We start from the raw sequence: 25,648 nt of genomic DNA, 5'->3' as shown, positions 1-25,648 counted from the left end.
TTACAGATTTTATACAAACGGAGAAGTCCGGTGTACAGCATAGCCCTAAAAGGTAATTTGGAAAAAAAAATACTTCTTAATTGGGTATTAAATTAATGGTTATCAATCTCTGCAGTTGGTTTTTCTCTATCAAGCAATACTTTCCCCCAGTCATTCAGCAACCATAAGGCTTCTACTAATTTTTCACCGATTGGTGTAAGCGAATATTCTACACGGGGAGGCAATTCCGCAAACTGCTCTTTCGTCAGTATTCCCGATTGCTCCATTTCTTTCAATTGTTGGTTCAAAACCCGCCGGTCAACCGTCCCAATACCACGTAAAAATTCACTTGGCCTTTTTTTACCTTCATTAATCTGCCATACAATAGGAATTTTCCATTTACCGCTGATAGCATTGACAGCAAATTCTAAGGGACAAATTTTCTCTATAATCGTTGATTCCTTTGTTTTCATAAAAAAGTGACTTTTTTAACTCATAGGGGTAAAATTATGCGGTATTGTCGGACTCGGAATACTTTTAAATATTTGCAAAAACAATAACATACAATATGAGTAATCTGCACGAACAAACAGCTGCGCTCCGCGCACAAATAAATGCTCAACTTCCGGTTTCCACAGTACAGGCATTTGAAGCATCATTACAGGATCTGAAAGAGCGTAAAATAGCATCCGGAATAATCCGTACCGGTGAAAAATTACCGGATTTTGAATTGCCAAATGTAACCAATAATACGATAAGTTCTAAACAACTCCTTTCGAATGGAAAACTAATTATAGTTTTTTTCAGAGGTTTGTGGTGTCCATATTGTAATCTTCAAATACGGGAGTTGAACAATAAACTGAATCTTATAACGGATAAAAATGCTACTTTAATAGCTATTTCTCCTCAATCCATATCTCACAACAATAAAATGAGGATGCAAAATAATCTTCATTTTGATCTCCTGACTGATAAGGATAATGCCTATGCCCGCAGGCTGGGTATTACTTTCGAACTACAGGATTTTGTAAAACCTTATTATGAAGAATTGGGAATTGATTTGGCAGAGTTTAATGAAAATAACTTGTACGAACTTCCTGTTCCTGCAATATTTGTAGTAGACACCGATCATACTATTATCTGTATATTTGCGGATACAGATTACACCAACAGGACAGATGCAGACCTGCTGATAGCAAAACTATGAAAGACGAAAAAAGAAAAGGGGCCAGATCTGCAAAAGACATTCCTGCAGAAGACCTGGAACAACTCAACAGCGGATCGATCCAATCCGCTAATCTGACGGAATGGCTCGCCATCGACCAGAGAATATTGCTGGTGCGCGTGCTGTCACAATTGAACAGGGAACATTATATAGTACCTGTATCCGAAGCGATAGATAAACTCCAAAAACAAACCGTAAATACCATTAATGAAACTATCGGGAATACACTTCTTGCTCTATCTGTAGCCTATTCAGATCTGCACATCCAACAGGCTTTAAAAAGCCATTACTCAGATATGGTCCGTTGCTGGGCTACCTATCTGACAGGTAGTAACGAGAATTTATCGATTGCAGAAAAACTGGAACAGATTCAGTTTTTTGCAGCAGACAGTCATTTTGGAGTAAGAGAAATTGCCTGGATGGCCGTTCGAAGCAGTATCATACAGCATCTGGAAGAGAGTATACGGGTGCTAACTGTCTGGACAGCTCATGAAAATGAAAACATAAGAAGATTTGCATCTGAATCCATCCGTCCGAGAGGAGTATGGTGTGCTCATATCGAAAGATTGAAGAAACAGCCCGAACTGGGAATGCCTGTACTCGATCAATTAAAATCGGATTCTTCTAAATATGTGAGGGACAGTGTTGGCAATTGGCTTAATGATGCCAGCAAACATAGTTCTGCATTTGTGCTGGATACCTGTTCGCGATGGAAGATTGAAAGTCCGACAAAAGAAACCCTTTACATCTTAAAAAAGGCTATGCGAACATTGAATAAACAAGGCTGATATCTTCCTAATTTTGTATATCTTAAACAGGTAAAACATCTGATTTCATATTGAAAACCAAATGGCTATTCCAACGAATAAAGAACAATTGCTAAAGGCAATTAAGAACAATTACGACAAACTACAGAAAGAGTTAACAAACATTTCTTTAGCACATACTACAATGCCTGAGCTGGAAGGACATGCTAAAGGCACTTACATGAGTATACACAATCTTGTTTCCTATCTGATTGGCTGGGGGGAGCTCGTTCTTAAATGGAACCGGAAAAAAGATCTTCAGGAGACAGTAGATTTTCCGGAGACCGGATATAAATGGAATCAGCTGGGACTACTTGCTCAAAAATTTTACAAAGATTATGAGACTATTCCTTATCCTGAATTGTTAAAACGTCTGGATACTACTGCAGGAGATATTATACAACTCATCACACGTAAAACAAATCATGAATTGTATGAAGAAGCCTGGTATGAAAAGTGGACATTGGGTCGTATGATCCAATTCAATACAGCCTCCCCATATACCAATGCAACAGCAAGAATACGTAAATGGAAAAAATTAAAAGGGACAGCAGCTCATTAATATATGCTGCTGTCCCTTTTAAATAATGACTATTCCGGAATCTGGTACTGCATACTGACAGCTATACGATTCCATCCGTTTATTGTCACAATGACCATGAGTACCTGTGCAACATACTGCTCTCCCAATAATTCTACCGCTTTGAGATAAGTTGCTTCAGAAAGTCCATGCTCATGAATCAGGGTCACTTCTTCCGTCATACTTAAAATGACACGTTCTTCTTCTGTAAATAAAGTTGTTTCCTTCCAGGCATTCAACAGAAATATACGTTGATTTGTTTCCCCTTTTTTTAAAGCATCTTTCGTGTGCATATCAAGACAAAATGCACATCCGTTAATCTGTGAAGCTCTGATTTTAATCAGTTCCAAATGTGTTTTCGACACATCCGAAGCCTGAATATATTGCTCCAAAGCTGACATTGCTTTATATCCCTGAGGCTCTAACTTTGCAATATTAATTCTCTCACTCATAATATGTTAATTAAATAATGATATATCTGTTAATGATTACAAGACAAAGTTAAGTGTTGGATCACACAAAAAACTTAAACCAGTTTAAGTTCGTTTCTTACGCCTGATCTCACTCAAATATTCAGGTGTAAAGCCCAGATAAGAAGCGATAAGATATTGGGGAATACGCTGTACAAACTGAGGATTGACAAGCTGAAAGTGATTGTAGAGTTCTTCCCGGGAAAAATCATATATATACTTGATCCTACGCTGGGATGCAGCATATGCTCTCTGATATATATGCCGAAAATAGCGTTCCACTTCCGGATAGCGGGACAGCAATTTTTCCTGCGACTCCGCATGTATGGCCAACAGAACGGTATCTTCTACAGCCTGAATATAAAATTCGGTCGGCAGCTGATGTTCATAGGCCATATTATCTGTTATCCACCAGTTCTCAATGGCAAACTGAGTCGTATGCTCGACGCCTTTTTCGTTGATAAAAAACATTCTCATACAACCGCTAAGCACAAAATAGTTGAACTTACAGACCTGACCTTCGACAAGTATATTTTCTTTTTTCTTTACTGTTTTAAGTTCAAAGAAAGATAGTATATCCTGAAATTTTTCTTCGTCAGTTACAATGAATTTCTGCAGATGTTGTTTAAATAATTCAGACATACAGATGATGTTGAGCGTGCACACCAGATACACTACCTAATCAAATATAGTCATCTCGGATTATCCGGATCTCCTATTATCTGAAAAAATTTAAAATAAGATTTATGGTGCCAGTCTTCTTGCAATCAGTACATAACCCGTTTTGCGTTTAGATTCCTCTCCACTTTTATGTGCCGTGACCGTATAAAAATAAGTCTGATCCAAACAACCTTCAGCATTCCAATCGTTCTTGTAATTATCATTCTCGTAGACTATCTTGCCATATCTGTTGTATATCTGAACCTCTATACGATCATAATACCCTGTTCCAACAACTTCGAATTCATCATTTTTCCCATCTCCGTTTGGCGTGAAGACATTAGGCACAAAGAACCCATAAGTCATGATATCTACTGTGGCAATATTAGTCCAATTGCCATTAGCATCCAATACCTGATAACCGAACTGGTCCTTTCCTGTAAAATTCAGTTGAGGAGTGTAAGATACTTTTCCGTTATTCACGACTACTTTACCATATTGTGGCAACGATACAATCTGAATAGACATGGGATCCAATGGAGCATATTCCTCAGGTTTATCATTTTTAAGCACAGGAATAATCATGGTTGTATTATAGCGCACATTAACGGTATCCGATATTGCGACAGGAACTGTTTTTACCACTTCTAAATTTACTTTTCCGGGATAAGATTCTAATTTGTTCCCATCACTGAAAACATAATAAAACTCATCCGGACCAAAATAATTATGCTGTGGCACATAGCTGATTGTACCGTCTTTTTCGATGCTGATTGTACCATATTCAGGAGCGGTAGTAATCCGGAATGAACTCACATTTACATGTGTACGCTCGAAAATATCATTTTTCAGAACTTCCATTTGTAATTTTCGGTTCTGTTTTAGTGTATAAGAATCCGACACTGCCACAGGTCTTTTCGCTATAATGATTTCAGTAGCACTGTCATTGTTGTATTCAGTCCCTGAGATATCTTTTACAACACGTCCTTTCTTACTTTCTTTTGCAAACAACAATGCTGAGTTACTGACTTTTCCTTTATCAAAATCTGCAGGGAGCAACTGATACCGGGCAACGTATTGCACAGAATCGTTAGCCCCCAGAGCAACTGAGGAAACCGAGGTTGCTGTCGTAAACAACATAGGGTCTTCCAGCTGCAGATCGTAGATTGCGAATCTGCTTTTATTCCACACTGTAAAAGTGTACTCCAGCTGATCCCCTTCAACGAATAATCCTCCGATTCCTGAACCTTTATTTGTGATTCGTTTACGCAAATATACTTCCGGAATACGGTCTATGAGTGTCACTGTAGGTTCGTCATCATCAACAGTAGAACCAGAGATATCCTTTACATCAAATCCTCTTGGGTTTTTTCCACTAACATTAGCCGTGTTTGTAATCACCCCCTTTTCAAAATCCTCCTGTGTGATCGTATACGAAAGCGTGACACTACTCTTCGCTCCTGCTGCCAGCACAGCTGGCGCCAGCATAATCTCAGCAGATCTGATAAGTGGATCCTGTATTTTAATATCTTTGACAGGTACATATCCGACATTCTCTACCTGCAGTGTGTATTGTATCGTTTCACCGACCTGCATATAGGAGTCTTTATTTTCGTCCATGAAAACCGCTGTTTTCAGCAGTGCCAATTTCCCTCTTTCGTTTAATGGCTCTAATAAAAACACCTGATTGTTGATCAGAATATTATTACAAGCTCCCCCTTTTCCATTATTGGCGCACTCTTCTTCTGCAGTATTTGGCAATAGCTTTAAAATGTCTGTAGAAGTTGCATCAGGATCTGTCATATCCGGCTTACGCATAATAGTAGCTTTGACCGGAATATATCCATAAGTCGCATCCGGAACAATATCTGCCCGTACAGTAAAAGACAGAACAATTTCTTCCTTATCTGCTAAGGTGAAATAAGCTGCATAATGGTTATTATTAAACAGAGATCCGGATATAGTGCCTGCTCCCGAAACCGGATTTACCTGCTGTATAATTACCCCTTCCGGCAATGTAAAGTGAAACGGAGCTTTGTCAACCGCAGAAGGACCGTTATTTCTCACAGTAACTACATATGTAAAGTTCTCTCCCAATTCTACCTGATTGCTGCTGGTCTCTACAGATACAACTTCCAGATCGGCTACTTTCACGGTTATATCCTGAGTTTTGATTTCAGCAATATTCAGTGCATATGCCCAGGTATCCATAGCTTTCTCATTTCCAAAGCTGAAATTACCGTAATTCTGATTATTATTCCGGTTGACAGTTGCATTCGAATATGTTCCCCAACGATGTCCGTTGATACGGCTGCTAATCCCTTCCAGATTCACTCTCGGGTCACTGTTTTCAGAAGGCATTCCTTCACTGACATTGCTGTCGTCCCAATACACAATATCAGATTCGACTGTTTGTAAATCCTCAGAAAGCAATTCAAGGATAATTCCCTGGGGATTGATCTCCATATCGATATAAGGAAAATGCACTTCTCCGCCCAGCAGTTCGACTTTGATTTTTACAGGGTATTTATCTCCTGCAGGAACAAGGTTACCACTCAGGTCACGCCCATTCCAGTACGCATTATTTATTCCCTGTTTTGCCGTAAATATAAATTGTGCATCAGGAAAGGAATGATCACTATCAATACTTGAAATCGTGATTTTATAATTGCCGGCCAGATTTGTCTTGAATTGCACCCATGCTCCTTTGCTACTTACATGATCTGCATTTCCTTCGACACCCGTTACATTTATATCACTTACCTGAGCAGTTATACGATGACGGACCAGCCATGTTTTCTTACCCGGAACAGCAGCAGGAGCCTCTGCAGGCATACTCATATCCGGCAATGTATACATCATCTTATGTGTGACCTTACCATTAACATCTGCAGCCCGTGGATCAATTACATCGGAAGAACCTGCTGCTGGCACATAATTCAAACTCTTATACACAGACTGTCCATTTGCTCCGGGAAACCCCTTATTATTGACAAATGAAGTAAAGGCTATCCCATTACTACCGTTACCATCGACCCTGTAAACGTATCCATCATCCGTCATGACATAATTTTTGCCATAGAATGCTCCATCAGCATTTGAAAGTCTGCCACTATTAATATACAGATTGAGGACATTGGTATAGACTCTACCCGGTAACCAGGCTGTATTTTCGATATTTCTGACAGATACATCCCAGGCTGCTATATACATTCCGTCTGGTTGTTCCCAATCCACACTTGCGGCAACATCAGGTAGCAGACTGCCATTATCCATATCATTATTTGCTCCTAAAGGTGAAAAGAACTCTACTTTCCAAACGCCTTCTTCATCTACAGCTACTTTATAAGGAGTATAGCCAACATCAGGTCCGTCCAGTTCTGCCCTCCGGGTTCCCTGTCCCTTATCCATAATTCTGCCTGTATTATCTGCTGTAGAAGTATAAGTTTTACCAGATGGACTGGTAACACGGATTCGTCCTTCATATATATTTTGAGCACTTGAAGCGGCGGCGATAGTCTCTCCCATACGGACATAGACAAAATGAGTACCAGGTGTCGGAAACGGGAAGCTGGTAGTGGCCTGGCCATTTTCTCCTTTGGACATCATAAAAGCCCGGTTACCCTGTACCCCTGCAGGATACAGATCTTTCGAACCATCAGCGAACGCAGAGGCTAAAAAACTCAGGAATACCAATAGAAAGCAAGCCCTCCATCTTACTCTATTCATGTTTACTTTAGGTTAACGAAGTATATGATAATCAAATGTTAAAGTAAATATAACAGTTATTTTAAATAGTGCAACGGTAATTACAAAAACAATTAGAAATTAAAGAGATTATCCATTACAAGCTTTATACTTCATTAAATATGTAGTCGAAATACTACATTAAAGTGCTGATAACAAAAAAAGTTCCGGAATTAATCCGGAACTTTCCTTATCTCTATTGATTACAGGATTATTGGACATCCCTGGATTTAATGACCCTGACTTTAGTTCCTGACGCATCGCCTTCCATCAGATACCATGTATTTGTATACGGATTAAACATAATACCCAATACACCGTTAAAACTAGCTGAAGCTGCAGGTCCATTGACACGTCCTGAGGCAGTTCCTGCAATTTCTTTTAATACCGCTGTTCCTACCGGTTGATTGACATCTGTTTTATAAAGTCTGAATGTACTCGGGCTATAGATAAACAAATCTCCATTTGGAGCAATGTCCATACCTCTGGAGCGGTATCCGCTACCTACAGCAGTAGTAGTATAGAATTTATAATTTTTTGTAGCAATATCGATTACTCCAAACCGGCTTGTATTGCCGGATACAAATAGTTTCTTACCATCAGGTGACAGTTCAAGAGCGTTTCCTAACTGATTAAACCGCGCAACACTACCGATACCTTCCACATCTCCACTTTGTGCTGTTGCACTTCCCGCAAGTAATTCTACACGATTAGTAGCCAGATCGATTCTCCGTATCCTGTTTCCTATCCATTCTGACACATACAATATATTACTATTCTTATCGATTGCCAGACCTGAAGGCCTGTTAAAGGAAGCCGCAGCGCCTATTCCATCAGCATTACCGGTACTGGCCTGACCTGCTATAGTACTTACTGTTCCGTTACCGGAAGCATCGAATGTAATTTTACGAATCCGGTTTCCTCCTGTCGCATTGTTATCGGTAAAATACAAATCTCCTTTGTTGTCGACGACAACACCCCATGCTCCGTTTGTCTTCGCATCCGCCAGGTTTCCGTCAACATAACCGGCTCCACCTGAACCGATCAACACAGAGGCTGTTCCAAATCTGTCAATCTTAACAATTTTATTTCCACTTGTTACTGCACCATCGGTGATATACGTATTTCCGCTGACAGGATCAAAAACAGCATCCTGCGGAAAACCAAAAGTTACAGACCCGGTATTGAGTTCAGAAACTTCCAGGTTGGTATAGACTGGTGTTGCATATTTTGGAGTTGTATTTTTAAACTCCAGTTCCGTATGATTATTAATAGTATTCTCGGTAATAGGGAATATCTTTTCTCCGAAAAGCGGATATTCTGTAGGGTTTACAGCGACTACTCGTGCCGATCCCCCAAGATATTCAGCATTAAACTGGATGGCAACTGTTCCTTCATTATCGAAAGTATAATCTTTAGCATCTTCATAATTTCCATTTGCTTTTTTCAGTTGTATACGGATCTTAGCATCCTGATCTGCTTTTAAAGAATAGAAATTTTTACTGTTGAAATAATAGTTAAGGGCTCTTTTTGTATTAGCCAGATTCAGATTCAGCGGCTCTTTTGTAACTATCCTCCCTTCGAGAGAGTCAAGTGTATAAAGGTTTTCATTGGCTACAGATTTGACTTTGTAATAAACCGGAAATGCAATATCCTTAAACTGTACACGGCCGTTGCCATCTGTTATCAAAGTATCTACTGCAGAGTAAGATTCTGTTGCACTCTCCCTTACAAAAAGGGCAACCTTATAATTTGCATATGGTGCTTTTGTATCCTTATCTGTTAACGTCGTTGTAATAGAAGATAACCCGAATCTTGGATGACTTTTTAGACCAATTGTATAATCCTTCTTCTCTTCAAGTACCACCTGTGCAGTATCTGCAGCATATCTTCCTGTATCCCGGATCACCACCTGTACTTTATTGGGGTATGTGATCTCATAGGAAAACCGGCCTTCGCTATCTGTACTGACTGTATCAATAAATGTCTGTGTTCCATTTGCTTTGGTTTGGCGCTGAAACAAGACTTTTACCCCTTTTAACGGATTATTATCTTCCGTATTGATCAGTTGACCAACAATCTTTCCCCGATCTACCTCCGTAGACTGATTCCATAAATCATTCTTTTTACAGGAGACAAGACTCACACCCGTAAAAAGTATCATCCACATATATATTCTTCTCTTCATATTAGGTTAATAATAGTGTCGTTATATTATAAACAAGACCAATCCCCGGATTAATTATTTAATAAACTCTGTTTCATACTTTTGCAGCCATGGAGTTCCTTCCAGATTCCAGGAAGCTACGATTGGTATTTTCAGCCAGTACAGGATATTACTCATCAGATCTTTATCATAAGTAAGGTATATATTCGGGTTTTCTTCCGTACTGCAAGACCAGGATTGTGCGAGGTTCCAGGCGAAAGGTGATCCCGGAAACAAAAAGTCGGTTTTCCCGGTATCGTCTTTTCTGTTTTTAAGTACACTTCCAGATCCTTCTCCCATCGGCCAGTATCCAAGCAATTGATTCCAATAGGTGTCTGTAGCATCCAGTTCCTGCTTACATGCAAAATCCTTGATATACTGATCCGGAAGATTTACATTATAATATGCAAGATTATTCACAAGATTACTGGAAGCACCATATGCTACTCCACTTTTACCCGGCCCAACGAAAAAGTCACCCGTACCTGTAATGTTTTTACCTGTCACATCTACAGCCGCTCCCGGTTCACCATCCTGATACACCTTACCATATCTTTTACCATTTTCCGTATACACTTTAATGGCTATGGTATGCCACTGTCCGATTACAAATGTTTTCGGAGAATAGACAAAATATAATGTACCGTCTCCCAGTATGGCTCTGAATTTATTCTCTGACGAGGCAATCATCAGATGCCAGCCTCTGGTCGCACTGTAAGCATGTGTGGTCTTACCTACAATAACGGAGTTGGTTCCGGATTTTGTAATTACTTTAACCTTACACATAATGGTATAATCGCCTGCATTCCCTACGTTGAACTGACCTGCATTTGCATTTAGGATCGTCGGATTGAATGCATTAATAGCATTTACAGTCAGGGAGTTTTTAAGATCAGGAATTTCGAATTCTTTCCCTACAATATCCGGTGAATAGTAGATAACAGGCACTTTACGTTCTTCCAGAGATGCACCGCCATAAGTATTACCGCTACCACCATGATTAGAAGTGATAATGACCAGCCAGTCTTCTTTTGCATAATCTTTACGCTTTTTAAGACCTGACAAAATCTCACCAATGTATCCGTCAGCTACCGTCACGGCCTCTTTATACATAGCACTTGACATTGAAAAAGAGCTCTTAACACCTGCTTCATTTACACCTCTAAAATTGACAACAGCCACGCCCAAATCTGTTTCATTACGTCCGAGTTTGGACAGAATACTATCCTTAGCTGCTGCATCCGAACCGACTAATACATTGCCATCAGCTAATCCAAAGAGGTTTTTTGAAATTAAAGCATTAGGAGTTACAGCATAAGATTTCATTGTTTTGCCGGATTCCAGTATACGCTGAAAAAACGTAACGAAACCTGTTCCGCTCTGAGGGTTGTTTGTACCATGCGGATCATCTTCGTCAAATTCCTCATCAAAATCATCACCCTCGATACCATGCTTATTATGCCCTACTCCACTCACAATAGTCGTCCAGGTAGAAGCATCACCGGTATTGGCATCTGCCAGTGCATTAAAGGAATATTTGCTGTTCGGCAATAAAGCTTTAATATTTGTCGGAACATCCTTTTTCAGTTCAATACCGGACAATCCGTCAACGACAATCATCAAGACTTTTCTTTCTTTCACGAACGGTGTGACAACTTCCTTCTCAAATACTAAAGGAGGATCATAATACTTCTTACAGGATGTCAGACCTGCTACCAAAAGCATCGACATCAACAGGAAATTTGTTATTCTATTACTTTTCATAATTATCCCCTTTCTTATCTATTGTTATAAAATCCTAACTCAGCTATTACCGGAAAGTCTGTGGTCACATACAAGTCCGACTTATTGACTGTAAGTCTGGCATATTTAAATGTTTCAGCGGTCTGACCACTATTGAAATACACATATTGTGTTGGAAGATCTCTTGTAACGGTGAAGGTTCCCAATGAACGCCATGATACATTATCATCACTCACTTCCAGTTTGAAATTTTTGACATGATTAGTTGAATTTGCAACCTGACGCTGCGTAAAACTGATACCACTTGCACTGATTGCATTAGTTCCGGTCTGTAAATTAATTACCCACGGACCGTTAGCGACAAAACTGTTAGCAGGGGTACAGGTTGTATTCCAGCAGGCATTCCAGAAGGTGGTCAGATTACCGTCTATTGTATTCTTAGGCTCATATGTTGTATTATAGTTGGTAGCAGTAGCTGTCCATCCGGTTTTTGCAACCTCAATAACATCATAATAAGGTTCTTCGCCTCCACTTTTGGTTACCGGATTGAATAGCCAGAATTTCTTGTTTAGTAACGGAAGTCCCAGTTGAAACTTAACGTAATTACGGGAAACATCACTTACTTTTATACCCCATCCTATCCATAAGAAAGGTTCCATATCCACTTTTGTATATTCACACAGTGCTTCGTAGAAGAAGTCAATCTTGGATTGATCATTGGCCGATTCAAATCTGGCATTACGTGCACGGGTATATAGATAAGTCATAAATTCGTATCCGTATTTTTCGAAGATCTGTGCATACATAATCAGTTTGGCATCATTATGATTTTTTGATAAAGTCGGCATATTAGCCCAAATCTTACGATTAGCATCTGTAGCATCTTTAGGCACATAGTTAATCCATTCCAATCCTGTAGGCCATACTTCCGCTATCTTGGTATGTTGACGGCCGTTAATCATGGCTACTTTAAAGCTGAATAAGTTGTTTGTCACCTCTCCGTTTCCGTCAAAACTCCATACCCGGCCCTGTTGCATATTATGTCCAAGCTCATGATATGTTCCCCAGTTTTGCGTACGAACCGAATTTACAGTCACAGCCTGACCAAAGTACTGATCATTGGCACCTGCACGTACCGGATATCCGGATACCTGCGCTACCCCTGGTTCAAACAATACATCATGTACGATACGCCATTTATTGAATGGTGCACGATGTTTGACATCAGGATTCCCCTCTGTCATACCTGTCCAGTCCCAATAGGCTTCCTTGATCATCTTATCCCAAAGTTCCATCAATTCTGTAGGGCTACTGATAGGGAATCTTTTGAGACGTTCTGTCTGTAATGTAAAAACGATACGGTTACCTTCCAGTTCAAACCACGGAACTGAAGATTTGTTAACAAGATCTTTCCATTCCTGATCGGTCATTTTCCCTAATTTGAAACTTGGCGCAAGCGTTGTTCCGGAGAAAAGAAGGTCTACAACTCTCCCCAAAGGACGCTCAGGAATAATGTATACAAGTCCTCCGTACAAATTCCGTATATAGTTTTTGCCCGGAAAAAGATCCTTGCTTACCACTATTTTTTCGTCTCTTCGCGGGAATTCGATCTTCGTACTTCCGGTATACACATGCGGACCGACCTGTGCTTTAAGACCATACACACCTTGTGGTACATCGATCACAATCAGTTCGCCTGCAGGAGCAAACATACTTGTGCTCTGCCATGCACCTGGAGCTACACTGATCCGCAGATCGGAAGGAGATACTTCTACATAATTCAGATCGATACTGACCTTATAGTTTTCTAATCTCGGTTCTGTAGTTGCTACCACTCCAGGAAACAGCCTGGCCTGCGTAATTTTCGAGTAATCGATCTTAAACCGATTTGTATCGATATTTACATTTACTGTATCTTCATATTCACCGGATGAATATCCGTTTTCAAAATTATAACCGTAGTCTTTAGAACATGAAGCTAAAGAAGCCAGTATATATAAGAATGAAAAACCGTAAAACAATTGCTTTTTCATCGTTCAATAATTATTTGTTTGAAAATATTGGAGACCAACTCTGTGCATCCAGATCGAACTGCGACACTTCTAATATCCCTAACCAGCTGTACATCATCAAAGGTGCATCTACTGTACGGATAACAAATCTTTCCAGATTATCCGGAACGGTAGGACATAAATTGCCGGCACGTTCTGAAAAACTGTTCCATACAAAAGATCCGTTGAGTATAAAGTTTCTCTTGTACGGACTTAAGTCTTTAATCTGTGTACCTTCATCATTGGCAGGCCAGTAACCGATCAGATTAGCATAATAGCTATCTTTTTGAGGCGTAGAAAGTGTAGTACATGCATTTGCAGCAATGTAATTATCCGGTAATGCAGCATTATAGATCCGGACATCTGCAATAGAATGAACAAATCCTGAATTGTCGCCATAAGATCCTTTTTGATATCCTAATTGTAATGGCATATCCGGAGAAGAAAGGTTGCGGGCAGCAAAATTGGTAAGTGTCTGCTTCAACACGCCATCTCTGAATAATTTGACTACACGATTGGTACCGTCTTTATAGATCTTGGCTGTCAGCGTGTACCAGGTATCCAATTCAAATGGTGTACTATCAAACGCATAATTGGAAGATGAGCTGCTGTTAGATACAAACCGCCAGCCGTTACCACCGTTATAAGTGAAGCTCCAGCCTACCGGAAAATTCTGAGCACTGTTCATTTTCCCCACGATAACACCATTTAATGCACTCCCTGTTTTCCCTCCTTTTCCATTCATCTCATGCACCTTAAGCTTAATCTGTATGGTATAATTACCGGCATCTGCTCCTGTTCCCATATCATATAACCGCGCATCAGTAGCTGATACAGCAGCAAAACCCGAATTACCGGTATAACGAACTGCTGAAGAGCTCCAGGCCGGATCGATGGTCTCTATGCGCTCTACCAGTTTGTAAGCAAACTGATTATTATACATCAGAACAAAATTATTGCGATCGGTTTTCGAAAACACACTTCCGTCATCCAGCCCTGGTTTCAGGGTATAAGATCCGCCGTTATTCGATGCGACGATGACTAACCATTTTTCATCTTTATAATTTGGTCTTGACTTGATTGTCTTCATCAGATCACCTAACCGCTGATCAAACTGATGCAACGCCTGAAGATACTGTTCCGAATCAGGACCATATCCATAAGCATCTCCGGCAGCTTTCACATCTTTAAAAGTAGCCACCACCAAACCTGCATCTGCATGATTCAGTTCTGTCTGAGCTCCTGTCAGTACTTCTGTATCCGTATTGACTTTTACATTCTGATCAATATCAGCAGGGTTCACAATCCCCTCTACCGTGTTATTACTGGTTACAAGAGCTGTACGCAACTTAGTATATTGCTTGATCCGTGTAAAAAGACTTGGGTATTTTGCCAGATTATTACCGGAAAGATTGGTACTGGTTATTTTATGTTTATCTTTTTCTACACCAGTCAACAGATCGGCATAAGTTGTTCCGTCATTTGGAGACGCCGCACTGACCGAGTTCCAGCTGAACATGGCATTAAAAGTCATCTCAGACAAATTGGGCATTACCCCGTAGTCTGTAGCCTGATTACCGACCACTGAACCTACCGCTCCTTCTACAATAATATAGGCCATCCGAAACTGAGATCCCTTTATATTAAGATTAGGCTCATCATCGCCAAATTGAATTTTATTTTCAAAATCCTTATTACAGGATAGCAGCCCCCATACAGCTGTAGTCAACAGCAGTAGTTGACGGCTATATTTTCTGATCGAAATTGTATTGCTATTTTTCATTTCTAAATCTCTTTAATACACCTGTTAATCAACAATCGTCATACGTACAATATTTCCGACATTAAGCTGTCCGTTGAAAGAACTGATACTTCCAACCAGCGTGATTGTTCGCTGACCCAAAGAATTGGTACCTTCCAAAGAATCATAGATACTGCCGACCAGCTTGCCTGTGTTATTATAATCCGCAGCAAGTGATCCGTCAGGATTAAGGATCAGCAGACCTTCCCGTATCACATCATTGTATTTTGTAAATGTTCCCGAAACAAGGATCAATCCATTCGAAAGCTGTGTTACATAGTTTGGTTTACCTCCGGCAAAGCCATAACTTTTGAAAGAAGGATCAACACTTCCGTCTACATTCAACACTGCAATACCATTTGCAGGTACACCATTGAATGTATTGAAGCTACCTACGACAATGTATTTATTTCTGGAGGCCGAGTAGAATATCTTCGAAATCCGGTCATCAGCTCCTGAACCGGCTGAAAAACTTGCATCATAATTACCATTTACATCAAGCCTCACAATTCGTCCGGCACTCTGACTCGCATTGAAATTGGTAAAAGAACCAACCAGCACCAGTTTGCCGTCCTTCTGCAAATAACCATCGTTAACAGTACCGTTAACACCAGCCAGTCCTTTAATCGGAAGCGTAGTTTTATTCATATAATAATTAGAATCCAACACCCCATTCATATCCATACGTACGACTTGCTTTGTCGAAAAGTAATCGGTCAGAATATTATCAAATGTGGAACGTGTATAATAATTGTTGGCATAAGACTGGAAATTGCCGATAGCCGTCACTTTATTATTCTGAACAAACGTCTTTACAACCGAAAGGTCTGTCCCTCCATTAAATGTCGGTGCGATAAGATTGCTCTTTCTCGGATCAGATGTCAGATTAAGAATAGGCACACTCGCTACATCCAGAGCACCTGTATTCGTAATACGGGTGATATTTCTGACAAGATTGATCGTATCGAAATTCGTAAATGCACCGGAAATCAAAAGCGAACCGTTGGTCAGTTCATTGATGGACAAGATGGACCCTTTTACCCCTTCGCCAAATTTCATTCCTTTTACAAAATCTCCTGAACTGGACAGTCGTGCTATACCACCAATTTTGGTAGAAGAGGAAAAACCGTTGTAATCGGTAAAATTACCTCCTATATAAATCTGTCCGTTGCTGAGTTGCTGAATTGAAAAAATTGGTCCGAGTGTACCTGTTCCGGATCTGAATGTCAGGTCAATACCCGCTTTACCTATAATTGGTAATAATGGTCCGGCAAAAATCTGTCCGTTTACGACTACGCGTACACCACCTGTACTGGCATTGGCCGGAACAGTAGACGTTACAGAAGTATCTGTAATATTGACAATACGAGCTGGAATATTATTCATAAACAACTGAATTTCTTCAGGTTTATATTTAAGCAAACCATCAATCTTAAAGGTTACATCTGTACCAGGTCTGGCTTGTGAAGGTGAGGGCAAAGCTTCTCTGAATCCAATACCCAAAGGTTCTGCGCCACCGGCATAAGGATCTGGTCCATATGTTATTTTGTCCGTACAGGAGGCCAGCAGCACAACCACGAACAAGATAATAAAGGAGTAAATTGTATAATTCTTTTTCATATCAGATCTTATTTATAATCAATACCATACTCGATCGCCAGATTGGCAAACCGGTCATATAAAAAACCAAACACATGCCTGTTGTAATTCAATACATGAACCCTTCCGTTAGTCGGCTGAATATTGGAAGAAGCCACAAAAGTATTAACCCAAGAAGATGTCGGTCGGGAATAATCCGGCACATAAGAAAGTAAAATTTGTCTTGGCCCTGCATATTTGATCACAACGCCATTGTTATTGAGATCATGATATACAGCTCCCACATTGATCGGTTGAGTTTCATTATACGTTTCGAAGATCTGCCCGCTGAAAGCGTACAATGCAGTCGTATCTACCTGACGAAAATCATTCAATCCAAAATCACCTTTAATCATATATTCAGATAAGATAGATTTCCAGACCACCGGTTTCACTTCCTGATAACTCTTGATGGTATCCTGTCCTCCTAGATAAAGAACCACATTCAGGTAGTTCAGTGCCTTACGGATCGTCGGATCGGGAGGAGCGAAAAAGGTCAGCCTGTCATTTTTAAAATTATCTTCCATCCCGGCATAGCGGATGATTTGTGTCAGCGTATCAAAGGGATCCTGTGGTTTTTGACCTTTTGAATCCAGATATTGCATCATGTTTCCATTGAATTTAGGATCATGTACACCTGAATCCGAAAAATAATCGTCTTTATTACAAGATGCTAATACAAGCAGTGCGGTAAGTATGTATAGTAAATTTTTCATATCTCTTTCTCTTATTTCCAGTATTCATTTAATGTCATAAAAGGATTGTTTTCCAACGCTTTAGGATCTATAGGCCAGGTCCAGGCTTCCTGCAGATAAGCCGAGTAAGCCATCGGATGCCATGAGTATGCAGCATCATACAACTTGCCTGTGCGTACCAGATCATAATAGTAATGTCCCTCTCCCATTAATTCCTTGCATCTCTCCCAGTAAATAGCATCCTGAAGTTTGTTGTCATAGTTATTAGCTTCCGGATAAAGACCCGCTTTAGCACGGGAACGAATCAGGTTAAGCAGCATAGTGGCCTTATCGTCGTTACCGCCCATTGCAGCCAGAGCCTCTGCCTGTAACAGAATTGCGTCTGCATAGCGAAACATAACCTGATAATTACCAATAGACTGAGCCGTATTACCAGATCCGAGGGCTAAATTGAAGAATTTGAAAAAGGTAAAATTACCATTGCCGGAAAACATAAAATTATTACCCTGTTTATCTGTAAACCAACTCTGTATCCTTCCATCGGACTCTCCTTCAGGGTATAAAGTTTTCATATATGAAGATTCATATGCTAACTCACTCTTGTCAGTTGTCGTTGCATTCAGAATGAAATAAGGTGCATGAAGTACGTGTGCGAAATAGGTCTTACGAAGACTACCATACGATTCACCATAGTTTACGTTATTCGGAATTTCAAATAATCCTTCTTTAGAACGACCATTGAAAATCTCTGCTACCCGCTCGATTGGAAGCAATTCATATGCACCATTATTCTCCAGTCTCAGTTCATCGCCAAGACGGTCTACCTGTGAGTAGTATTGATTCGCATTTGGTTTATCAAACCAGGCTAACCACATATTCAGGTGCATCATCAACGTCAAAGCAGATCCTTTCATGGCCCTTACCCCCCGATTAGCCGGATCGTCATATGTCCATGGAAGATCATCTTTTACTTTCTCCAGATCTTCAATACACTTTCTGGCTACTTCTCTGTGATCCATACGAGGCAGAGGATCCTGATTGTATGCATCCGTATAATACGGTACATTTCCGAACAATCTGAGCAATACGAAGTAAGACATACTGCGCATAAAAACAGCTTCAGCCTGATATTTACGCACTTGTGCAGGTGTGAAAGAAGGATCATTCTCCGCTACTTTTGGCACTAAGGTGTACAGGATATTGGCGGATTGTATTACTTTATAAACCGGTTTCCAATCTGCGATCTTATCCCACTCTACATTATACGTCCAGAAGCGTTCAGCATCGGTACCCGGTGTAGGACGGATTGTACTCACCAGTTCTTTAATACTTCCTCTTGAAATGATACGGATATCATTTCTATTCGGATATGTTTCCGTTTTCAGTACCGGAGCATTACGCAGATCACCCATCAGTACCAAAGGACGATCTATTCCTACCCCTACCCGGAACAGACGATATACCTCTCTGGTAAAAGTCTCTGCGTCATTCTGATCTTTCCAGAAGTTATTTCCGGAAAGGCTGTCAATCGGTTCGACATTGAGGAATTTTTTACATCCCAAAAAGCTTATTGTTACCGCTACGATAACTATATATTTAGCAATTCTTTTCCCTTTCATCTTTGACAAATTTTTCATCTTAAAACTGTACATTTAATCCCAGCGTATATGTTCTTTTATTCGGGTAACCGTCTGTTCTGTCATAGCCCATATCCGTCACGTTCTCCGGGTTGGGTCCTGAATAATTACTAAAAGTGTATACGTTATTTGCTGTTCCGTACACCCGCAGAGAGGATATTTTATAACGTTGTGTTTTTTCTCTCGGGAACGTATAGGAAAGTGTCACACTATTAATCTTCCAGTAAGATCCGTCCTCCATAAATAAAGTCTGATTAGCACGAAACGGAGTAATAATTCCCTGACGTGTAAATCCATACGGATTCGGATACGCACTTATATCACCGTTATTAAGCCAGAAATTATATTTTTCAAGAGGTAGTAAAGTTGATTTTTCAATACCATTTGTACCTCCCATCAACGGGTTACCATAAGAGTTCATCTGATTTGCCAGAGCTTCATTAATGATATCACGCTTCAAAGTAAAAGAGGTATTGATAGACAAGCTGATTCCTTTATACTGTGCGAATGTGGACAAACCTCCGATGACCTTTGGTTGTGAATTTCCGACCGTCACCAAATCATTCTCATCCAGAATATAATCACCGTTAAGATCAGTCCAGTATGGATCTCCGGCCTGGAAATAATAAACAGCTCCGTCTTTGATCATTTTATAAGGTTCACCCGTAGCCGGATTGACCGGTACCGCAGCATCTGTAGCAAATGTTCCTCGGTAATCAAACAATACATGTGACATCGTATTGCGACCCAGACGGTAAAGCGTATGAAGTTTATTATTTGCATCATACTTCAGATATTCACGGCTATTATCAGGCAGACGGGTCAATACTTCATTATTGATTGCTCCATTGAGACTGATACTCCAGTTCACTTTACTTTGATTTGATAAAGGTCTGAACATGAACGTGAACTCATATCCGTAGTTTACAAAACTGACTTCATTAGATTGTAAAGATGTAAAACCATTATGATCGGCCAGATTTCTGGACCATAACTGATCGTCTACCTGTTTGTAATAGAACTCCTGGATCGTGGTGATTCTGTTTTTCAGGAATCCAGCTTCTATCGCCAAACTTGAAGAAGTAGTGGTAGAAGGAACTAACTTACTATTGGGCATCTGATTCCAGTTGAAACCGATAGTAGGATTATTGTTGAAAGCTCCTGTGAAAATGTATCTTCCGTTTGCATCAAATACAGTTCCCGTAGGTGTAATATTCTTACCCCATCCTCCTCTGAATGAAAGATAGTCTAACCACTTGTCTGTAAAAACATCCATAAAAGGTTCCTTCGCCATATTCCAGCGAGCGGAGATTGATGGATTCTTGACCCATGGTACATCCGGACCTACAGAGGAAGATTTATCCAGACGGTAAGTAAAGTCGATAATATATTTGGAATCATACTGATAACTGAATGCTCCTGCAAAACCCGCCGAGCGTACATCTGCCAGATTGTTCAGCACACCACCCACAGCACTACCGGCATCAAATCCAAAAGGGCCTTCCAGCTGATCGTTGGGATACCCGGATTTCCGTTGTGCCTTAGCTTTGAAACTGTTAAGATTCAACTCATTAAACACATAGGTATTGATGAGGTGTTTCTCTTCTGCACCGAAAGCTTTCAGGTAAGACAATTGAAAGAGATTATACATCGAGTTACGCTGTGCATCGTAGTTATAATTCTGAGAGATATTATTATTAGCAATAGCTGGAGTAAAATTATCCGTACGATACGTGATATAGTTATAACTGAAAGAGTTCTTAGCTCTCATGCCTTTGAAAACTTCGTATTCCAGATCCACATTCGCCTTGACATCTGTAGTCCGGTTATCATTTCGTCCTTCCAGTGCAGATACCAATCCTCCTCCTACAATAGAAGAACTAGGCGCGGGCAGCAATGAAGAAGCTGAAGAAGCTTTCGCCACACCACCTTGTGTCACAGAGTTTCCACTTCCGGTCTGTTGCTCTCCAATATTACCGGACATATTTACAAAGAGTCTGAAACGATCAGATTGTCTGTACTCAGAGTTCATACTTAAGGTATAGCGACTGAATCCTGTATTCTGAATAATACCCTTTTCATTGTAATACTGACCATTGATCTTATAATTGAAGTTCTCATCCCCTCCTGAAGCATTCACATTATGCGTCTGGTTATAAGTAGGCTTGTAAAATACTTTCTGCCAGTTGGTGGAGTTATTGAAATATGGGTTCAAACTATCCGAAAGAATCTGATTGTCATAGATTTTATCCCTTCCGGTATAATAATCCACGTCATTTTCCAACACCTGATTGATACGGATTAGACGTTCATCTTTACCTCCCAATACAGATCTTAACTGCGGAGGAACACTGAAAAACTGGTTTGTTGTATATTGAATAATCGGAATTTTGGAGCGTCCTCTTTTGGTGGTAATACGGATAACCCCATATGCACCTCTGGAACCGTACAACGCTGTAGCAGCAGCATCTTTCAGAATATCCATCGATTCGATATCTTCTGGTGGAATCAACGAAATCGGACTGATACCAGTACCTCCGCTGTTGAATCCATATTGAAAATCAGTGTTATCATCTACAGGCACACCATCCACGATATAAAGCGGAGAAGTAGGTGTAAGGAATGCATCCGATCCAGTTCCTGTGGATGAAATACTATTCAGACCACGGATCAGTACGGAGGCTCTGACTCCCGGCTGTCCTGTCGTCATCTGTACGTTCATACCCGCAACCTTACCCTGAAGTAACTCTGTCACGTTAGATACCGGATTATCTTGCAGATCTTTACCGGATATAGTCACAGATGCACCTGTAAGGGTTTCACGCTTACGTTGCTGATAACCTTGTACCACTACTTCATCCAATTCATTCTCTTGCTTTTCCATGTAAATAGTAAAAACAAAAGCTTTCTTTCCGGCCAGATTTTCTGTGACAGTTTTGAAACCTGTACTGGTAAAAATTAAAATATCATCTACAGGTGCCTGGATCTTAAAAAGTCCTTTTCTGTCCGTAGACCCCAGTGCACGTTTCAATTTGGTAGAGCGTATGGTTACATCCCCCATTCCGATACGCGAACTCTGATCCTGGACAAATCCCGAAACTGATATTGTCTGTTGTCCATACAGCAGCCCGGATAACATAAAAATCAAACTTAATAGTATAAATCTTTTCATAATAATACGCATGGCTGTTAATCGTTATCAAATAATGGAGCCTCATTGGAGAAATAATAAATCATTTCCCAATCTCCTTTTTCCAGTATAGTATAGTTCATCCCGATAATTGATATTTCACGCATACCTCCAAAGGCTGTTCTGGTATAACTGAACATAGATCGTGCAAGAGCTCCGTTGTTATATTTAGTATTGATCGTCGGAACCAGAGGAATCGGGTAGGCAACATCATAGCGAACAGAAGAAGAATCTGATGCAAATGTCATATTGAAACCGTGTACCAGTTCCTCCCATTTCGTCGTATTAAACTTGGAAAGCTTGATTGGTTTAAGATCCGGATCAAGAAATTTAAAGGTTAGTGAATTTCCTTCCCCCACTTTATTAAACCATACTTTGATATCCGAACCCGCCATCAGCGTACGGGTAGAGTCGCCTCTCACACCGATTGTCATCATAGGAGATACAGATCCGTTGTCATTATAAGGCTCATAAGAGCGCTCCATTTCCGGCATTAATTTCAAATCTCTGAAAAAACGCTTTCCGCCGTTGCTGCTTACCTCTACATCAAACAGGTAACCTGAATCCGGAAATGTTTTCAGGATATTCGAATTAGCATAAGAGTGCATAATAAAATTACCGGAGTGTTCTCCGATCTCCCATAGCGGACGCATTACCGTTTCCCGTTTAGCATTGATTTGCTCCAGCGATGTTTCCTCTCCGGTATAGCGGTCTTTCCACACAGAAACCGGAAATAATTTTTGCAATTCAGGAGCCGCTTTACCTTCATGTGTACGTACTGCAGAAATGCGGAACGTAAGAGGCAAAGTAGTCTGCCCAGGGTTAAAGTTGCCCGAGAAATAGGTTGTTCTGCCTAATACCGGCTTATATTCGGTACTTGTAAAATTCATATCCAGACTGAAAGCATCCAGATCTTCAGGAAAATTTTTCTTACATCCAATACACACAATAGCAGACAAAATGACTATCGCAATTGAATTGATATATATTCTCTTCATAATTTGATTACTTATTAAAACGTGTCAGGAATTCACCAAAACCAAACTCATGTCCGTTATTCAGAATATGAACTACTCCATTTGAAGTCTTGATATTTACAGCTTGCGTTGTTGTGCGGGTCCACTGGCTCTGAAAATTGGAACCTTTGGTATCACTGTAATACACTGTTACCAATCCACCTCCTACAAATCCTGAAGACTCTTGTTTAATCCGTTGAGCATGCATATCCTGATTGTATCGGGCATTGATAAAAAGCCCGTCTACGAAAAGCATAGAATCAGTAGTCACCAGATCTTTGGAAATATACTTGCTGATCAGGGTATCCAATTGTACAGGATCCAGATCACGGATATATAACAAAGGTTTATTTTGTGTTTTCCTAACCAGATTAAGATTGGTGATAGCAGAGTGGAAAGAAGAATTGGTCGGTGCAAAAATGGTGGTTGCCGTCGTTGCAATAGAATCTCTTAATGCCGGAAATTTATTCAGCACAGTCAATAAAGAATCATACACCTGAGGTTTAGACTGAAAATATTCAATCGTATTTCCTGTGAAGATATTCTCCTTATTTTCATAGTCATAATAGCCATCTGTCTTGGCACAGCTCCATAAGGAAGCAGTGACAAGTAGCATAATGACGAATAGTATAGATTGTTGTTTCATAATTCAGGAGGTTATTTCCAATAAGGATTTTGTACTAATTCAGAATTATTTGATAATACTTCAGATGCAATCGGCCAGAAAATTCCTTTTTGATCGATAAGGATATTAAAGGCTGCATCGTTTCTTTTTATCTTTTTGTAGCGAACCAGATCGTACCATCTCCATCCCTCGCCCAATAGTTCGCGACGACGTTCGGCAAAAATTTCATCTATCAGATCGGTAGCAGAAGAAGACTCCGAAAGACCACGGCTCTTTCTTATCTGATCCAGTATATTTTTAGCCAGTTCACGCTGTCCCAGTACAGCCAGGGCTTCTGCACGAAGAAGAGCAATCTCTTCCATACGTGTAAATACAATAGCCGAACTGAATAGCGGAAGGGAACCATCCGTTCCGGAAACCCCTTCGCGGATCACTTTGATTTTACTGAATACAGGTCTCACTCCTCCGAAATCTGTAAAATAAGTTGTCTGTACCGTTCCCGCACTATTGATGCTGAAACGTACATCCCCTGCTTCGTGAAAAATCTGGATGATTTGGTCTGCAGGTATATAAATATCCGCAACAGGTTTAGAAACTAATGGCGTAGCCAACGTAAGTTGTTCTAAATGCCCTTCAAATGAAGCCTCACTTGCCGTCCATGAAAAAGGCAAGGCGACTAATTGAGAAGAGTTAGAATTGCTGAAAAATCCTTTTTCAGATGTTAAAAAAGAAGATTCCACATACGCAGCACCTGCTTTATTTGCATTTTTCAATACATAATCGGCATATACTGAAGCTTCCAGATAGTTGCCACTCCAGGCAGCCACATGTGCAAGAATAGCATTCGCAGATACTCTATTGAACAAGACACCATTCCATTTGGTCTGATCAAAGCCCATATATTTTTCAGTTGGATAGATCTCATCGAATCGTGAACCATATTGAAAAGGAAGAATTTCTGCAGCGGCTTTCAGTTCTTTCTCGGCATATGCCAATACTTCCTTCTCCGTCGATTGCTTTACCTTTGGAAAACTGCCTTCATATGACTTATCCCAGATCGGCACATCGCCCCAGGTCCGTGCCAGTAAGTAATAACAGAACCCTTTTATAACACGCATCTGTGCAACATCAATTTTATTGTTTAAGGCTGTGTATTGCTTATCGTTGTTAATGATCTCCGGAGATTTTTCTATAAACAGATTGGCAGCATTGATAACAGCATAAAATTTACGCCAGTTACTCAGTTTCTGAACTAAAGCATAAGATGAATTCAATTCACCGTTAATAATCACCTGCAGATCGCGTTTGCCTAATGAAGTAAAATCTCCATTTCTCAACTCTCCATACATCCACTGTGAATTGTTCTCTGCCAAAGCGCTGCGCAGTAAGCCATATACACCCAGCATCGACCCTCGTGCATCATTAATATCTTTCCACTTATTCTCTTCATCAACAATATGTTGAGACTCGATATCCAGCATTTTATTACAACCAACACTTACGATGGTCATTACTGCACCCAACATACATGTGGTCAGAAAACGCTTTTTAGAATATTTAATTTTCATTTTTCTTAACA

Annotated in this window: 18 protein-coding genes; 3 read left to right on the top strand and 15 right to left on the bottom strand. The window is 40.2% G+C overall.

Annotation, left to right across the window (positions count from 1 at the left end; all coding sequences use genetic code 11):
• Positions 1 to 92: 92 nt before the first annotated feature.
• Positions 93 to 452, bottom strand: coding sequence for a winged helix-turn-helix transcriptional regulator (locus I6J02_RS14690; protein ID WP_201678601.1), 360 nt, complete (start codon positions 450 to 452; stop codon positions 93 to 95).
• 95 nt (positions 453 to 547) lie between these two features.
• Here I6J02_RS14690 and I6J02_RS14685 point away from each other — a divergent pair, with 95 nt between their 5' ends.
• From I6J02_RS14685 to I6J02_RS14675, 3 genes are all read left to right on the top strand, one after another.
• Entirely contained in the window at positions 548 to 1,186 is a 639-nt protein-coding gene (locus I6J02_RS14685) for a peroxiredoxin-like family protein (RefSeq protein ID WP_201678600.1), read from the top strand.
• The gene (locus I6J02_RS14680; RefSeq protein ID WP_201678599.1) at positions 1,183 to 1,992 is read left to right on the top strand and encodes a DNA alkylation repair protein; all 810 of its coding nucleotides are present in this window, start codon (positions 1,183 to 1,185) and stop codon (positions 1,990 to 1,992) included. The genes I6J02_RS14685 and I6J02_RS14680 overlap by 4 nt, the downstream gene beginning before the upstream one ends.
• Positions 1,993 to 2,053: 61 nt before the next feature.
• Positions 2,054 to 2,572: a ClbS/DfsB family four-helix bundle protein gene (locus I6J02_RS14675; protein WP_201678598.1), complete on the top strand. Its 519-nt coding sequence runs from the start codon at positions 2,054 to 2,056 to the stop codon at positions 2,570 to 2,572.
• A gap of 29 nt (positions 2,573 to 2,601) precedes the next feature.
• Here I6J02_RS14675 and I6J02_RS14670 read toward each other — a convergent pair whose 3' ends face one another.
• The 14 genes from I6J02_RS14670 to I6J02_RS14605 all read right to left on the bottom strand — a co-directional run bounded on the left by I6J02_RS14670 (position 2,602) and on the right by I6J02_RS14605 (position 25,637).
• A complete protein-coding gene (locus I6J02_RS14670; protein ID WP_201678597.1) occupies positions 2,602 to 3,042 on the bottom strand; it encodes a carboxymuconolactone decarboxylase family protein in 441 nt (146 codons plus the stop codon).
• A gap of 84 nt (positions 3,043 to 3,126) precedes the next feature.
• Positions 3,127 to 3,702 (bottom strand): Crp/Fnr family transcriptional regulator, encoded by a 576-nt coding sequence (locus I6J02_RS14665; protein WP_201678596.1) that lies wholly within the window; start codon positions 3,700 to 3,702, stop codon positions 3,127 to 3,129.
• 102 nt (positions 3,703 to 3,804) lie between these two features.
• Positions 3,805 to 7,449, bottom strand: coding sequence for an Ig-like domain-containing protein (locus I6J02_RS14660; protein WP_201678595.1), 3,645 nt, complete (start codon positions 7,447 to 7,449; stop codon positions 3,805 to 3,807).
• 229 nt (positions 7,450 to 7,678) lie between these two features.
• Positions 7,679 to 9,655 (bottom strand): hypothetical protein, encoded by a 1,977-nt coding sequence (locus I6J02_RS14655; RefSeq protein WP_201678594.1) that lies wholly within the window; start codon positions 9,653 to 9,655, stop codon positions 7,679 to 7,681.
• 54 nt (positions 9,656 to 9,709) lie between these two features.
• Positions 9,710 to 11,437, bottom strand: coding sequence for an alkaline phosphatase family protein (locus I6J02_RS14650; RefSeq protein WP_201678593.1), 1,728 nt, complete (start codon positions 11,435 to 11,437; stop codon positions 9,710 to 9,712).
• Positions 11,438 to 11,451: 14 nt separating this feature from the next.
• A complete protein-coding gene (locus I6J02_RS14645; protein WP_201678592.1) occupies positions 11,452 to 13,449 on the bottom strand; it encodes a M60 family metallopeptidase in 1,998 nt (665 codons plus the stop codon).
• Between the two features lie 10 nt (positions 13,450 to 13,459).
• Complete coding sequence (locus I6J02_RS14640; protein WP_201678591.1) at positions 13,460 to 15,250, bottom strand: LamG-like jellyroll fold domain-containing protein; 1,791 nt, start codon at positions 15,248 to 15,250, stop codon at positions 13,460 to 13,462.
• Positions 15,251 to 15,274: 24 nt separating this feature from the next.
• Positions 15,275 to 16,888 (bottom strand): DUF5008 domain-containing protein, encoded by a 1,614-nt coding sequence (locus tag I6J02_RS14635; protein WP_201678590.1) that lies wholly within the window; start codon positions 16,886 to 16,888, stop codon positions 15,275 to 15,277.
• An 8-nt stretch (positions 16,889 to 16,896) separates the two neighbouring features.
• On the bottom strand, positions 16,897 to 17,622 hold the full coding sequence (locus I6J02_RS14630; protein ID WP_201678589.1) for a hypothetical protein: 726 nt from the start codon (positions 17,620 to 17,622) through the stop codon (positions 16,897 to 16,899).
• 11 nt (positions 17,623 to 17,633) lie between these two features.
• Positions 17,634 to 19,220 carry a RagB/SusD family nutrient uptake outer membrane protein gene (locus I6J02_RS14625; protein WP_236581958.1) on the bottom strand — a complete coding sequence of 529 codons (1,587 nt, stop codon included), beginning with the start codon at positions 19,218 to 19,220 and terminating at the stop codon, positions 17,634 to 17,636.
• A 19-nt stretch (positions 19,221 to 19,239) separates the two neighbouring features.
• Positions 19,240 to 22,410, bottom strand: a complete 3,171-nt coding sequence (locus I6J02_RS14620) for a SusC/RagA family TonB-linked outer membrane protein (RefSeq protein ID WP_236581948.1) — start codon at positions 22,408 to 22,410, stop codon at positions 19,240 to 19,242.
• A 17-nt stretch (positions 22,411 to 22,427) separates the two neighbouring features.
• Complete coding sequence (locus tag I6J02_RS14615) at positions 22,428 to 23,426, bottom strand: DUF5007 domain-containing protein (protein ID WP_201678586.1); 999 nt, start codon at positions 23,424 to 23,426, stop codon at positions 22,428 to 22,430.
• Between the two features lie 7 nt (positions 23,427 to 23,433).
• Positions 23,434 to 24,090, bottom strand: coding sequence for a fasciclin domain-containing protein (locus tag I6J02_RS14610; protein ID WP_201678585.1), 657 nt, complete (start codon positions 24,088 to 24,090; stop codon positions 23,434 to 23,436).
• Positions 24,091 to 24,101: 11 nt separating this feature from the next.
• The gene (locus I6J02_RS14605; RefSeq protein WP_236581931.1) at positions 24,102 to 25,637 is read right to left on the bottom strand and encodes a RagB/SusD family nutrient uptake outer membrane protein; all 1,536 of its coding nucleotides are present in this window, start codon (positions 25,635 to 25,637) and stop codon (positions 24,102 to 24,104) included.
• Between the last annotated feature and the right edge of the window lie 11 nt (positions 25,638 to 25,648).

Origin of the sequence: Sphingobacterium spiritivorum (assembly GCF_016725325.1) — a bacterium.
Taxonomy (GTDB): Bacteria; Bacteroidota; Bacteroidia; order Sphingobacteriales; family Sphingobacteriaceae; genus Sphingobacterium.
The sequence above is the reverse complement of the archived record's forward strand: the minus strand, read 5'-3'. Positions and strand labels throughout refer to the sequence as shown.